The following is a 13,902-nucleotide window of genomic DNA, read 5'->3' as shown; positions in this document are numbered from 1 at the left end:
TTGTCACCTGCTTATTATGTATATACATGTTTCGGCATAAGGAAAGGCGCAAAGCTGATGACTGGGAACAATTTTTCTGAAGGAACCCCATCCGCCGACGTCAGGCCGGTGCTGTGGCGCAACGCACGGCTGGCGACGCTCGCGCCTGATAGTCCGGGGCTCGGCATCGTCGAAAAGGGTGCCGTGCTCACCGAAAATGGCCGCATCGCCTTTGCCGGCGCCGAAAGCGAACTGCCGGCATCAGCCATCGAGCGCTCCGAAATCGTCGATCTCGAAGGCCGCTGGATGACACCCGGCCTCGTCGACTGCCACACCCATATCGTTCACGGCGGCAATCGCGCCCGCGAGTTCGAGATGCGGCTTGAAGGCGCGACCTATGAGGAGATCGCGCGGGCCAGCGGCGGCATCGTCTCCTCGGTTCAGGCGACCAATGCGCTGTCGGTCGAAGAACTTGTCGCCACGGCGCTGCCGCGGCTCGATACGCTGCTTGCCGAAGGCGTGACGACGATCGAGATCAAATCCGGCTATGGCCTCAACCGGAGCGGCGAAGTGAAGATGCTGCAGAGCGCCCGCCTGCTCGGCCATGTCAGGCCGGTGCGCGTCGCCACCAGCTATCTCGGCGCCCATGCGACGCCGGTGGAATATAAGGGCCGCAACGGCGACTATCTCGACGATGTCGTGCTGCCCGGCCTCGACGACATGTACAATCTCGGCCTTGCCGATGCCGTCGACGGCTTCTGCGAGGGCATCGCCTTTTCGACAGCCGAGATCGCCCGCGTGTTCGACAAGGCCAAGACACTCGGCCTGCCGGTCAAGCTGCATGCCGAACAGCTCTCCAATCTCGGCGGCGCCAAGCTGGCGGCCGCCTATGGCGCGCTTTCGGCCGATCACCTCGAATATCTCGACGAGGACGGCGTTGCCGCAATGGCCGCTGCCGGCACCGTCGCCGTGCTGCTGCCCGGCGCCTTCTACGCCATACACGAAAAGCAGAAACCGCCGGTGGAGGCGCTGCGCCGGGCCGGCGTACCGATCGCGATCGCCACCGATTGCAATCCCGGCACCTCGCCGCTCACTTCGATGCTGCTGACGATGAACATGTCGGCGACGCTGTTCGGCCTCACCGTCGAGGAGTGCATCGCCGGCGCCACCCGTGAAGGCGCGCGCGCGCTCGGCCTGCTGACGGAAACGGGAACGCTCGAAGCCGGCAAGTCGGCCGATCTTGCAGTCTGGAATGTCGAAAGCCTCGCCGAGCTCGTCTACCGCATCGGCTTCAATCCGCTTCATACACGCGTCTTCAAAGGCGAAAGGAACGGTCGATGACCATCACGCTCCACCCGGGCTCCGTCTCGCTCAGCGATCTCGAGACCATCTATTGGACCGGCGCGCCGGCAAGGCTCGATCCCGCCTTCGATGCCGGCATCGCCAAGGCCGCCGGCCGCATCGCCGAGATCGCCGCCGGCAATGCGCCGGTTTACGGCATCAATACCGGCTTCGGCAAACTCGCCTCGATCAAGATCGACAGCGCCGACGTCGCCACGCTGCAGCGCAATCTCATCCTGTCGCATTGCTGCGGCATCGGCGCGCCGCTGCCGGAAAATATCGTCCGGCTGATCATGGCGCTGAAGCTGGTTTCGCTCGGCCGCGGCGCCTCCGGCGTGCGGCTGGAACTGGTGCGGCTGATCGAAGCCATGCTGGATAAGGGCGTCATTCCGCTGATCCCGGAAAAGGGCTCGGTCGGCGCCTCCGGTGATCTCGCGCCGCTCGCCCATATGGCGGCCGTGATGATGGGCGAGGCCGAAGCCTTCTTCGCCGGCGAACGCCTGCCCGGCGCCACAGCGCTCGAAAGGGCCGGACTGAAACCTATCGTGCTTGCCGCCAAGGAAGGCCTGGCGCTGATCAACGGCACGCAGACCTCGACGGCGCTGGCGCTCGCCGGCCTCTTCCGCGCCCATCGCGCCGCGCAATCGGCACTGATCACCGGCGCCATGTCGACCGATGCCGCCATGGGCTCTTCGGCGCCGTTCCATCCGGATATTCACACGTTGCGCGGCCATAAGGGCCAGATCGATACCGCAGCCGCGCTGCGCGGCCTGCTCGAAAACTCCGTCATCCGCCAGAGCCATATCGAGGGCGACGAGCGTGTGCAGGATCCTTACTGCATCCGCTGCCAGCCGCAGGTCGACGGCGCCTGCCTCGATCTCTTGCGCTCGGTCGCCCGCACGCTGGAAATCGAGGCCAATGCGGTGACCGACAATCCGTTGGTTCTGTCGGACAATTCGGTTGTGTCAGGTGGCAACTTCCACGCCGAACCGGTCGCCTTCGCCGCCGACCAGATCGCCCTTGCCGTCTGCGAGATCGGCGCGATCTCGCAGCGCCGCATCGCGCTGCTGGTCGACCCGGTGCTCTCCTACGGCCTGCCGGCCTTCCTCGCCAAGAAGCCGGGCCTGAATTCCGGCCTGATGATCGCCGAGGTCACCTCGGCGGCGCTGATGTCTGAGAACAAGCAGATGTCGCACCCGGCCTCGGTCGATTCGACGCCGACTTCGGCCAACCAGGAAGACCATGTCTCGATGGCCTGCCACGGCGCCCGCCGTCTGCTCGGCATGACCGAGAACCTGTTCGGCATCATCGGCATCGAGGCGCTGACCGCAGCCCAAGGCGTCGAACTGCGCGCGCCGCTTTCGACGAGCCCGGAGCTTTTGAAGGCAATCGCCGCGATCCGCAGCCAGGTGCCGAGCCTCGAGAGCGACCGTTACATGGCGGGCGATCTCGCCGCCGCAGCTGAGCTGGTCGCGACGGGGGCGCTGAACGCCACCGTTTCGAATGGCATTCTGCCGGTCTTGGAGGGTTGAAATGATAGTGAACAAGAAAGTCCCCTCCCCAACCCCTCCCCACAAGGGGGAGGGGCTAACCTCGCGGCTCCCGTTGCATTCAATTTTGAACGCAGAGCACGCGGCTAGTTCTAGCCCCTCCCCCTTGTGGGGAGGGGTTGGGGAGGGGTTTTTGCCATGACCACACCATACGAAATCCGTCAGGGCACCTCCCCCGTCATCCTCGCCTTCCCCCATACCGGCACCGACGTGCCGCCTGACATCGCCGATCGCCTCAACGACAATGGCCGGATCCTCGCCGATACCGACTGGCACATCCACCGGCTCTATGACGGCCTGCTGTCCGACGCGACGACGGTGCGCGCCACCTTCCACCGTTATGTGATCGACGCCAACCGCGATCCCCAGGGTGTCAGCCTCTATCCCGGCCAGAACACCACCGGCCTCGTTCCGGAAACGGACTTCGACGGCAAGCCGATCTGGAAGGATGGGCAGGCGCCTGACGAGGCCGATATCGCCGCGCGGCTCAGAGATTTTCATGCGCCCTATCACGCCGCTCTTGCCGCCGAGATCGAGCGCGTCAGAGCAATGCATGGTGTCGCCATCCTCTATGATTGCCACTCGATCCGCTCGCACATTCCCTTCCTCTTCGAAGGCAAGCTGCCGGATTTCAATATCGGCACCGATATGGGCAAGACCTGCGACGGCGCCATCGAGCAGGCGACCCTCACCGTCGTCGAGGCCGCCGAAGGCTATGACAGCGTGCTCAACGGCCGCTTCAAGGGCGGCTGGACGACCCGCCATTACGGCCGGCCGGAAACCGGCGTGCATGCGATCCAGATGGAGCTCGCGCAATCGACCCATCTGCAGACGGAAGCGCCGCCCTTTGCCTACGACACCGCTAGAGCGGACCGGCTTCGCGGCCATCTCAAAGACATTCTGGTGCGCATCGAGCAGATCGCACTAGAACAGGATGATTTTAGGCCGGTTCGGCCGAAAATCTGAATCCTGTTCTAAATTAAATAGTTAGAGCATGATGCTGTCCGAAAACCGCTGACACTTTTCGGCATCATGCTCTGGGCCTGAAACGATAACGATCACTCGACAGGGGAACCGCCATGAGCAATCCACGCCATAACATCCGCGAAATCCGCGCACCCCGCGGCAATGAGCTCAATGCCAAGAGCTGGATGACCGAAGCGCCGCTGCGCATGCTGATGAACAATCTCGATCCCGATGTCGCGGAAAATCCGAACGAACTCGTCGTCTATGGCGGCATCGGCCGCGCCGCCCGCACCTGGGAGGATTTCGACCGCATCGTCGCGACGCTGAAGACGCTGACGGAAGAAGAAACGCTGCTGGTGCAATCCGGCAAGCCGGTCGGCGTCTTCCGCACCCACAAGGATGCGCCGCGGGTACTGATCGCCAATTCCAACCTGGTGCCGCACTGGGCGACCTGGGATCATTTCAACGAGCTGGATAAGAAGGGCCTTGCCATGTACGGCCAGATGACGGCCGGCTCGTGGATCTATATCGGCACGCAGGGCATCGTGCAGGGCACCTACGAGACCTTCGTCGAGGCCGGCCGCCAGCATTATGGCGGCAATCTCAAGGGCAAATGGATCCTGACCGGCGGTCTCGGCGGCATGGGCGGCGCCCAGCCGCTCGCCGCCGTCATGGCCGGCGCCTGCTGCCTCGCCGTCGAATGCAATCCGGACTCGATCGATTTCCGCCTGCGCACCCGCTATCTCGACGCCAAGGCCGAGACACTCGACGAAGCGCTCGAGATGATCGACCGCTGGACCAAATCAGGTGAAGCCAAATCCGTCGGCCTGCTCGGCAATGCCGCCGAAATCCTGCCGGAAATGGTCCGCCGCGGCATCCGCCCCGATATCGTCACCGACCAGACCTCGGCGCATGACCCGATCAACGGCTACCTGCCGAAGGGCTGGACGATGGCCGAATGGAAGGCCAAGCGCGAGAGCGATCCGAAGGCGGTGGAAAAGGCGGCGCGCGCCTCGATGCGCGAGCATGTCGAGGCGATGATCGCCTTCTGGGATGCCGGCATTCCGACCCTCGACTATGGCAACAATATCCGCCAGGTCGCCAAGGACGAAGGCCTCGAAAACGCCTTCGCCTTCCCGGGCTTCGTGCCGGCCTATATCCGGCCGCTGTTCTGCCGCGGCATCGGTCCCTTCCGCTGGGCGGCCCTGTCGGGCAATCCCGAGGATATCTACAAGACCGACGCCAAGGTGAAGGAACTGCTGCCCGACAACAAGCACCTGCACAACTGGCTCGACATGGCCAGGGAGCGCATCGCCTTCCAGGGCCTGCCGGCGCGCATCTGCTGGGTCGGCCTCGGCGACCGTCACCGCCTGGCTCTGGCCTTCAATGAAATGGTCAGGAATGGCGAGCTTTCGGCCCCGATCGTCATCGGCCGCGATCATCTCGACTCCGGTTCGGTCGCCTCGCCGAACCGCGAAACCGAGGCGATGAAGGACGGCTCGGACGCCGTCTCCGACTGGCCGCTGCTGAACGCCCTGCTCAACACCGCGTCGGGCGCCACCTGGGTATCGCTGCATCACGGCGGCGGCGTCGGCATGGGCTTCTCCCAGCATTCGGGCGTCGTCATCTGCGCCGATGGCACGGATGACGCGGCCAAGCGTCTCGAGCGGGTTCTCTGGAACGACCCGGCGACCGGCGTCATGCGCCACGCCGATGCCGGCTACGACATCGCCCTCGACTGCGCGAGGGACAAGGGCCTGCGCCTGCCCGGCATTCTCGGGAACTGAGTCTCGTGCGGATCCTGCGCGCCGGCGATCATAAGCGCATGCCGTGGAAAAACGGCGGCGGCGAAACGGTGGAGATCGCCGTTTCGCCCGAAGAGGCCGGCCTTGCCGGTTTCGACTGGCGCGTCAGCATGGCGACCGTCGCAGCCGACGGGCCGTTCTCGATCTTTCCCGGCATCGACCGCACCCTGGCGATCCTCGACGGCAACGGCATGGTGCTCGACATCGAAGGCGGCACACCGGTGCTGCTGACGGTGGCGAGCGACCCGCTGGCCTTCTCGGCGGATATCCCGGTCACGGCCAGGCTCCAGGATGGCGCGATCACCGATCTCAACGTCATGACCCGCCGCGACGGGATTGCCCATAGGCTCGTCCGCATCGAAATCGCTGGCGGCAAGACCGTGCCGCTGACGTCGCCGACATGCCTGCTGCTCTGCCACCGCGGCACCCTGTCGTTCCGGCAGGGCGCCGAGACCGGCGCGCTCGCGGCCGGCGATGCGCTGCTGATCGAGAATGCTGGGGAAAGCGTGCTTGAAATCGACGGTGAAGCCAAATGTTATCTCGTCTCGATCGCTACAGCCTGATCCTATCGCAACGGCTTGGAAAGATTTGATAATCACGGAATGGTCCAGGCGTTCGCATCGGCTATTTCGATGTCGGGCCATGGACGTCATTCGTGCTTTCGGTCTAAACTTCGCCTTTCTGATGCAGAAGAAGACCTAGACTGCCCGCGAGACCAGGGCAGCAGGGGAGCAGGCGTGACGGATCCATACGATATTCTCGGCGTTGAACGCGATGCGGACGAAGCGCAATTGAAGGCAGCCTATCGCAAGCTCGCGAAGGTCGCCCACCCGGATTCGGGCGGCGATTCGCAAGCCTTCGACAATCTGCAGAAGGCCTATGCGCTGCTCCTCGATCCGGTCCGCCGCAAGGTTTACGACGATACCGGCTACGACGTCGAATTCGCCGACGCCGCCGAATTGCAGGCGCTTGTCATGATCGAGAAGCTCGTCACCGATGCAGTGCTCGACGAGCGCGCGCCGGGAAGTTTCGACCCTGTCGCCGTCATGCAGGACAGCCTTTCGGAGGAGCTGCGGAAAGCCCGCTTCAGCAAGAGCGAGCTGGAGCGCCATGCCTCGCGCATCGGGCTGCATCTGGAGCGGCTCGCCAAAGAGTCGGGCCGCGATGTGCTCGCGCACATGTTCCGCGCCCGCATCGAGGCGATCGCCAAGGCGGTGGCCGAAACCGAAGCGAAGATCAAGGCGACGGAACGCGCCGCCGACATGCTGAGCGGCTATATCTACGATATCGACCCGACGCCGCTGCCGGAGGCCACGGTCACCAACATCGAATGGGCCGAGGCACCGAGAAACCGTTCCATCGGCTGACGGCCTGCAGCCTCAATAGGACAGCTTCGGATACCAGTCCGGCGCCCGGCCTTCGGGCGTGGCATCGAGCACGGTCCAGAGCGGCATCGGATCGGGCGCGCCGCGCGGATCTTCGCCGGGATCGGCCGTCGCCTCGCCCATCTCCTCGCTCCAGAAATGACGAATGGTGCCGTCGCGCCGCGTGAAGACGTTGAAGGCGGCGCCATCGCTGCCATCCCTGCCGATCGCGTGATAATCGCGGCTGTATTCATCGGTCATATCCGAATAGAGCGGCAGGTGATGCCAACCGCGTTCCTTCTTGAAAGCGAGCAGCCTTTCGATCGGCGAGCGGGCGACGACGGCAAGCGCCACGCGTTGCTGCATATCGGGCACTTCGCCATCCCAGGCCGAGAGCAGCGAGGTGCACATCGGGCACGGGCGCTCGCGTTCACGCCCGTACATATAACTGTAGACGACCAGCGTGTCCTTGTCGGCGAAGAGCTCGCTGAAGCTTATCGGCCCGTCGGCGCCTTCGAAGCGGTAGTCTTTCGTCACCGCGCCGCCCGGCGGCAGCGCCCGGCGCTGTCTCGCCACGCGCTCGATGTGGCGGCGCAATTCGATCTCTTCGGCGAGCAGCGTATCGCGGGCGATGCGATATTCCTCGCTCTCGTTGGGGTACCGGACGCCGTTCTTTGCCGCAAGCACGGCGGCGGGTACGAGATTCTGATTATTCATAGTCATATCTCCTACGGTTGCCTGAGAACGTGCTGACCTGCAGCACATCGTTAAGATGACGATCGGCGGATGCGAAAATCGACAGCACGGCGCAAAAAGAACGCCAAGAAAAAATCCCACTTCGGAATCCCGAAATTCGCCCGCTTCGGGATTCCGAAATGCGCGGGCTTTTTTGCCCCGCCGCGGCGGAAAAATATGTAATGATTTCAGTCCCGCAGCCAATTTCGGGATTCCGAAGTGCTATATAGATTTTGGTGGGAGTTCCTCAAGATCGCCCAGCTTCGAGCGAGGCCTCGTGAATGTCCGAAAGCAAAAAGGGCGCTCGACCCTTGCGGGGAGCGCCCTTATCCTGTCGGACAGCAAAGGGTTCGACGACGTCGATACCCCGAGCATCCGTTTTTCAGGCAGGGCTGGTATATGCGCCCTTTGCGTCGCGGTTTCAAGGGCCGATCTGCATCATAGTTCTGTGATCCCCTAAAAGGCGACGCCGGTCACGGGGTTGGCCACGGGCCGTTCGCTTTTGTCCCCCTCCCCGGCCGGCTGCACGGCCGGCGGCGCCATCGAACCTGAGTCAGCGGGCTCAGCTTTCCCAGGGACGGCGGCGACGTCCTTGGGACGGCGCTGCTCCGGCTTTACGTTTTCGTCGTTCGTTGACATTGTCTGTCTCCTTTCCAGGAACAAGTCACGGCCGTCGACATGGTTCCGATGGCGGATGGAGGATTGCCGATGCTTGACAGGTTTCTGCTGCAAGGCCCCGAGGATGCCCGCTTCACCATCCTGCTTGCGCATGGCGCCGGCGCGCCGATGGATTCGGCGTCGATGACGGCCGCGGCGGAAGCGCTTGCCGACGTCGGTTTCCGCGTTGCCCGTTTTGAATTCGCCTATATGGCTGCCCGTCGCACCGGAATCCGCAAGCCGCCGCCGCGCGCCGAAACGCTCAATCCCGAATATGAGGCGGCGATTGCCGCGCTCGGCGCGGAGGGCTCCCTGATCATCGGCGGCAAGTCGATGGGCGGCCGGGTCGCCAGCATGGTCGCCGACGATCTCCATGACAAGGGGAAGATCGCCGGCCTTCTCTGCCTCGGTTATCCCTTCCATCCGCCCGGCCAGCCGGACAAGCTGCGCACCGGCCATCTCAAGGGGCTGGCGACGCCCGCGCTGATCTGCCAGGGAACGCGGGACGAATTCGGCACGCGCGACGAGGTGCCGGGCTACGATCTCTCCGACCGGATCGAAATCCTCTGGCTCGAGGACGGCGACCACGACCTGAAGCCGCGCAAGAAAATCTCCGGCTTCTCGGCTGCCGATCATCTCGCCGCGATGGCGCAGGCGGCCAAGGCTTGGGCCGAGCGGTTGCCGGTTTAAGCGCCGGCTTTCGGCTGCCGTCGTCGGCTTGCAAGCTTCCTGACGTCGATGCGCCGATCGGCCGCGAAAACGGTGATTTCGAAATGATCGGCCTGCAGCACATCGCGAATGTTGCGCGGCCGATGCGCGGCGATATTCACCCCGCCTCTCAGCCGCACACTGTTATAAAGAATGCCGGCGCCGCCGCTCGAACGCACCTCTTCGCCCAGCACCTGCGACGCCGCATAGCTCGCGCCGTCATAGACATCGGGCCGCAATGTCTGCTCGCCGCGAATGTCGAGATAGTCGCCGATCAGAGTGGCCTTGTAGCTTCGATAGGTGCGCGCCATCGTCGTCACCCCGCGCGCGACAGTCTCGCGCCGGAGGTGATGGCCGACCTCGGCGGCGGCTGTCTTCAGATTGTCGGCGGCATACCAGGCGCCGAGATCGGGGCCGTTGAAACGCATGCCGCCCGGCGCGACATGCAGGAACGCCGCCATGACGATGCTGGCATTCGGACTGCCGTAAACCCATTCATCCCTCGCAAGCCGCTGGATGCGGTCGGCGACAAGGCGATCATTGGTCCAGCCGACCAGTTCCATCACGGCCTCGAGATCGGCCGCCCGCGTCACCGTCTCGAATAGCCCGATCGGCGGAAATTGCGATGGGATCAGCCGGTAGGACGGCCGCGGCGCCTCGGCAAAACGCTCGCTCACCGGAAGACGATGTCCGCGTCTTCGTACGGCGTGAAGGCCTCGTCGAGCCTGTTCGGCGGCATGTAGAGGCCTCCGCGAGCGCCATCGAGGAACCGGCGCACGGTCATCAACCCGTCCTGGGTTCCGTTGGTGACGATATCGAGCGGCGGATGGCCGCCGAACACCGGCGCCTGGTGCGGCGTGCGCAGCCAGGCGACGCCGGCGTGTTCGTCGGAAAACAGCACGCCAAGCGCCTGATGAATGCCGAATACGGCGGAGATCCGGGTCAGCGTATCGACATCGAGCGTGAAAGCCCCGTGCTCGCGCGCCTGTTTGGCCCAGCTGTGATAGGTCGAGCGGGAGGGATAGCCGAGCACGAGCAGCCGCTGCTCTTCGTTCAAGCCCCAGAGATCGGCAATCGCCAAAAAGGTCCGCAAGGCCGGCGGGCTCAGCCGCCGTCGGTTTGCCGGCGCAAACCGCTCCGTTTCCAGCCGTTCCGGCTCCTGCTCCCTGCGTCGTGCCTGCTGCATGATGCTCTCCTGTCCTGAACTAGATTTAGTCCAAATCTGGGCATTCAGCAAGCAAATTTGAAGAGCTGAGCTCAGGAAAGCTCCCGCGCCGCCTCGCGGATCGTCTGCATCAGGATCGATTGCGCCGCCGACGGCACGGCATCGGTGCGCATCGTCAGCCCGACCGGCCCCTTGGTCTCGCCGGTATCGACCGGCAGAAGCGCCAGCCGCCCATCGGCGACATCGCCGGCCACCACGCCGTTGGAAATGATCCAGATCGCATCGCTTGCCCTGAGGAAGGCGCGGCCGAAGGCATCCGACACCGTCTCGATCTGGTTCGGCAGGCTGGAGACGCCGTTGGCGATCAGGAAATTTTCGACAACCGGCCGGATGATCGAACCGCGCGTCGGCATCAGCACCGTATAGTCCCCGAAGGCTGCAAACAGCGACTGCCGACCGTCAAGCAGCGGATGACCGGCGCGCACGGCAAACACCACCTGTTCGGAATAAAGGTGCTCGAAGGAAAAGCCCGCCATCTTTTCGGCGCCGGCCAGGCGCCCGACGACCAGATCGAGGTCGCCGACGCGCAGCTCTTCCAACAGCACCGCGTTCTCGCCGGTGACGATCTTCACCCGGCTCCACGTCTTCTCCTGAAGAAAGAGCTCCATCGCCCGCGGCATGATGCGCGACGAGACCGTCGGCAGGGCGCCGATCCGGATCGGCGGCGCTTCGGCGAACTGTTCCTGCGATACGGAATCGAGACCCTGGCGCAGCGCCGTCAGCGCCGCCCCGGCATGCCGCAGGAAAACCTCGCCGTAGCGGGTGATCTTGATGCCGCGGCCGTCGCGCTCGAAGACATCGACGCCCAGCACCTGCTCCAGTTCACGGATCGTCTTCGTCACCGCCGGCTGGCTGACATGCAGCAATTCGGCCGCCTTCATCACGCTCTTTTGCCGCGCCACCTCGACAAAGGTCTGCAGATGGCGAAACTTGATGCGGCTATCGATCATTGTTCCCATAACTCCTGGGTTATCGAAAAGCCAGAAAATATCATTTTACTTAACCGGATCAACCGGTCAGTTTTATTATTAGGAGTGGGTGCCGTTGGATTGGTTCCCCACGGCGGGTTTGTCGAGAAAGCCAACCCCACTTTCCGTCATCCTCGGGGCTTGACCCGAGGATCCATGCCCGCGGGCTGCCGGTGGGTGCCGTGTGGATGCTCGGCTCAAGGCCGAGCATGACGGAGGGTGGGTAGGCGGATGGAGCCATTCGCGACGTTGTCGCCCATGTCGGAATGCGCTTGCCAGGTGAACTGACTTGATGAGGAAGTGACGTGCAATTTGTGAGGGGCAGCCACCCCGCTCTCCGTCATCCTCGGGCTTGACCCGAGGATCCATGGCGCGGCTATTGGTGGATGCCGCGTGGATGCTCGGCTCAAGGCCGAGCATGACGGAAGCGCCAATGGCCGCCCCTCACCCTAACCCTCTCCCCGCAGGCGGGGCGAGGGGACGTGCCAAACGGAGCGTCGAGGTTGAGGGAGACGGTGCGGCATATCTCCTTCTCCCCGCTGGCGGGGTCTGAAGACGGGTCGAGACGCGTGGCTCGACCCAGGCAAGGTGGCGGCAGCCGGATGAGGGGCTGCCCCGGCTGATTTGAGGAGAGTGACGTGCAATTCGCCCGCATAAACGACGTAACGATCCATTATCAGGTCATCGGCGCTCCCGCCGACCGGCCGGTGATCGTCTTCATCAATTCGCTCGGAACGGATTTCCGCATCTGGCGCGATGTCGTGGTGCGGCTTGCCGGCGACTTCGCCATTCTGCTTTACGACAAGCGCGGCCACGGCCTTTCCGATGTCGGCCAGCTCCCCGCATCGATCGAGGACCATGCGACGGATCTCGCCGGCCTGCTCGATCTGCTCTCGGTCAAGGACGCCGTCATCTTGGGCCTCTCCGTCGGCGGCCTCATCGCCCAGTCGCTCTATCAGCGCCGGCCGGATCTCGTCGGCGCCCTGATCCTCAGCGACACCGCCCCTAAGATCGGGACAGCAGAAAGCTGGAATGCCCGCATCGCCGCGGTCGAGAAAAACGGCATCGGCAGCATCGTCGACACCATCATGGAGCGCTGGTTCACGCCTGCCTTCCGCCGGCCCGAAAACACCGCCTATTCAGGCTATTGCAACATGCTGACGCGTCAGCCGGTCGAAGGCTATATCGCCGCTTGCGAAGCGATCCGCGATGCCGATTTCACCGAAGCGGCCAAGAGGATCGCGGTCCCGACCGTCTGCATCGTCGGCGACCAGGACGGCTCGACGCCGCCCGATCTCGTGCTTGCGACCGCGAAGCTGATCCCGGGCGCCCGTTACGAGGTCATCCCGGACTGCGCCCATATCCCCTGCGTCGAGCAGCCGGAAGCGCTGACGGCGATCATCCGCGCCTTCCTCACATCGATTTCGCCTGGAGAAAGCAGCCCATGAACGAGACTCCCTCCGAACGCTACCGGCAGGGCATGGCGACCCGCCGCGCCGTGCTCGGCGACGCCCATGTCGACCGCGCCGCCGCTGCGGCGACCGAATTCGACCGCCCCTTCCAGGAGCTGATCACCGAAGCCGCCTGGGGCCATGTCTGGTCGCGGCCTGTCCTGACCAAGCGCGAGCGCTCGATCGTCACCATCGCCCTGCTCGCTGCTCTCGGCCAGGACGACGAGGTCGCCATGCATGTGCGCGCCACCGCCAACACAGGTGCGAGCCGCGAGGATGTCTGCGAGGCGCTCTTGCATGTGGCGATCTATGCCGGCGTTCCCGCCGCCAATCATGCGATCAAGATCGCCAAACAGACCTTTGCACAAATGGACGCCGAAAAGGCGGCCTGAGGGGGAGAAATGTCCGAACTACCGAACCGCAAGCCGGAGACCGGCGCCTTCTTCGCCCGCGACCGCGCCTGGCATGCGCCGGCGCTGACCCCCGGCTACAAGACCTCCGTGCTGCGAGCGCCCCAGCGCGCGCTGCTCTCGCTCGACGGCACGATCTCCGAAACGACAGGCCCGGTCTTCGGCCATTCGATGATTGGCGAGCTCGACAACGACCTGATCCTGAATTATGCGCGGCCCGGCGAAAGCGCCATCGGCGAGCGCATCATCGTCCATGGACGGGTGCTCGACGAACGGGCAAAACCGGTGGCCGGCGCGCTGGTCGAGTTCTGGCAAGCCAATGCCGGCGGGCGCTACCGCCACAAGAAGGAAAGCTATCTGGCGGCGATCGACCCGAATTTCGGCGGCTGCGGCCGCGCCGTCACCGATGAGGAAGGCCGCTACCATTTCCGCACGGTGCGACCCGGCGCCTATCCCTGGCCGAACGGGATCAACGACTGGCGCCCGGCCCATATTCACTTCTCGGTTTTCGGCCACGGTTTTGCCCAGCGCCTGATCACCCAGATGTATTTCGAGGGCGATCCGATGATCTGGAAATGTCCGATCGTCGGCACCATCCCGGACAAGGCGGCGATCGAACAGTTGATCGCGCCGCTCGACTGGGGCAACACCATTCCGATGGATTCACGCGCCTATAAATTCGATATCGTGCTGCGCGGCCGCCGCTCGACGATGTTCGAAAACAGGCTGGAGGGCAATTGACC

At 64.1% G+C, this 13,902-nt stretch carries 15 protein-coding genes; 10 read left to right on the top strand and 5 right to left on the bottom strand.

Annotation, left to right across the window (positions count from 1 at the left end; all coding sequences use genetic code 11):
- Positions 1-57 precede the first annotated feature (57 nt).
- From hutI to CO655_RS04625, 6 genes are all read left to right on the top strand, one after another.
- Positions 58-1,320 carry an imidazolonepropionase gene (gene hutI / locus CO655_RS04650; protein ID WP_097606629.1) on the top strand — a complete coding sequence of 421 codons (1,263 nt, stop codon included), beginning with the start codon at positions 58-60 and terminating at the stop codon, positions 1,318-1,320.
- Positions 1,317-2,852 carry a histidine ammonia-lyase gene (hutH, locus tag CO655_RS04645; RefSeq protein WP_097606630.1) on the top strand — a complete coding sequence of 512 codons (1,536 nt, stop codon included), beginning with the start codon at positions 1,317-1,319 and terminating at the stop codon, positions 2,850-2,852. The genes hutI and hutH overlap by 4 nt, the downstream gene beginning before the upstream one ends.
- Before the next feature lie 156 nt (positions 2,853-3,008).
- Positions 3,009-3,836, top strand: a complete 828-nt coding sequence (gene hutG, locus CO655_RS04640; RefSeq protein WP_097606631.1) for an N-formylglutamate deformylase — start codon at positions 3,009-3,011, stop codon at positions 3,834-3,836.
- A gap of 113 nt (positions 3,837-3,949) precedes the next feature.
- Entirely contained in the window at positions 3,950-5,623 is a 1,674-nt protein-coding gene (gene hutU / locus CO655_RS04635; protein WP_040140912.1) for a urocanate hydratase, read from the top strand.
- 5 nt (positions 5,624-5,628) lie between these two features.
- A complete protein-coding gene (locus tag CO655_RS04630) occupies positions 5,629-6,204 on the top strand; it encodes a HutD family protein (RefSeq protein ID WP_097663957.1) in 576 nt (191 codons plus the stop codon).
- 174 nt (positions 6,205-6,378) lie between these two features.
- Positions 6,379-7,008 (top strand): J domain-containing protein, encoded by a 630-nt coding sequence (locus CO655_RS04625; protein ID WP_097663956.1) that lies wholly within the window; start codon positions 6,379-6,381, stop codon positions 7,006-7,008.
- A 12-nt stretch (positions 7,009-7,020) separates the two neighbouring features.
- Here CO655_RS04625 and CO655_RS04620 read toward each other — a convergent pair whose 3' ends face one another.
- Both CO655_RS04620 and CO655_RS04615 read right to left on the bottom strand, forming a co-directional pair.
- Positions 7,021-7,722, bottom strand: coding sequence for a DUF899 family protein (locus CO655_RS04620; protein WP_097663955.1), 702 nt, complete (start codon positions 7,720-7,722; stop codon positions 7,021-7,023).
- Positions 7,723-8,196: 474 nt separating this feature from the next.
- Positions 8,197-8,379 carry a hypothetical protein gene (locus tag CO655_RS04615; protein ID WP_010028543.1) on the bottom strand — a complete coding sequence of 61 codons (183 nt, stop codon included), beginning with the start codon at positions 8,377-8,379 and terminating at the stop codon, positions 8,197-8,199.
- A gap of 69 nt (positions 8,380-8,448) precedes the next feature.
- Between CO655_RS04615 and CO655_RS04610 the strand changes: the two genes are divergently transcribed.
- The gene (locus tag CO655_RS04610) at positions 8,449-9,087 is read left to right on the top strand and encodes an alpha/beta family hydrolase (RefSeq protein ID WP_097663954.1); all 639 of its coding nucleotides are present in this window, start codon (positions 8,449-8,451) and stop codon (positions 9,085-9,087) included.
- On the opposite strand, the gene CO655_RS04605 is transcribed toward CO655_RS04610, so the two are convergent.
- The 3 genes from CO655_RS04605 to pcaQ form a co-directional block, all read right to left on the bottom strand.
- Positions 9,084-9,782: an RES family NAD+ phosphorylase gene (locus CO655_RS04605; protein ID WP_097663953.1), complete on the bottom strand. Its 699-nt coding sequence runs from the start codon at positions 9,780-9,782 to the stop codon at positions 9,084-9,086. The genes CO655_RS04610 and CO655_RS04605 overlap by 4 nt on opposite strands.
- Positions 9,779-10,291 carry an MbcA/ParS/Xre antitoxin family protein gene (locus CO655_RS04600; RefSeq protein WP_010028981.1) on the bottom strand — a complete coding sequence of 171 codons (513 nt, stop codon included), beginning with the start codon at positions 10,289-10,291 and terminating at the stop codon, positions 9,779-9,781. Before CO655_RS04600 ends, CO655_RS04605 begins: the two co-directional genes overlap by 4 nt.
- 71 nt (positions 10,292-10,362) lie before the next feature.
- Entirely contained in the window at positions 10,363-11,280 is a 918-nt protein-coding gene (gene pcaQ / locus CO655_RS04595; protein ID WP_097606637.1) for a pca operon transcription factor PcaQ, read from the bottom strand.
- 656 nt (positions 11,281-11,936) lie between these two features.
- Between pcaQ and pcaD the strand changes: the two genes are divergently transcribed.
- The 3 genes from pcaD to pcaH are packed head-to-tail and all read left to right on the top strand — an operon-like array spanning position 11,937 to position 13,900.
- Positions 11,937-12,746, top strand: a complete 810-nt coding sequence (pcaD, locus tag CO655_RS04590; protein ID WP_097663952.1) for a 3-oxoadipate enol-lactonase — start codon at positions 11,937-11,939, stop codon at positions 12,744-12,746.
- Positions 12,743-13,141, top strand: coding sequence for a 4-carboxymuconolactone decarboxylase (gene pcaC, locus CO655_RS04585; protein ID WP_097663951.1), 399 nt, complete (start codon positions 12,743-12,745; stop codon positions 13,139-13,141). Before pcaD ends, pcaC begins: the two co-directional genes overlap by 4 nt.
- 9 nt (positions 13,142-13,150) lie before the next feature.
- Complete coding sequence (pcaH, locus tag CO655_RS04580; RefSeq protein ID WP_003595120.1) at positions 13,151-13,900, top strand: protocatechuate 3,4-dioxygenase subunit beta; 750 nt, start codon at positions 13,151-13,153, stop codon at positions 13,898-13,900.
- Positions 13,901-13,902 lie beyond the last annotated feature (2 nt).

The sequence above is a fragment of the Rhizobium sp. M1 genome, from assembly GCF_002531805.1.
GTDB classification, from domain to species: domain Bacteria; phylum Pseudomonadota; class Alphaproteobacteria; order Rhizobiales; family Rhizobiaceae; genus Rhizobium; species Rhizobium etli_C.
This window is presented reverse-complemented; position numbering and strand designations above follow the sequence as displayed.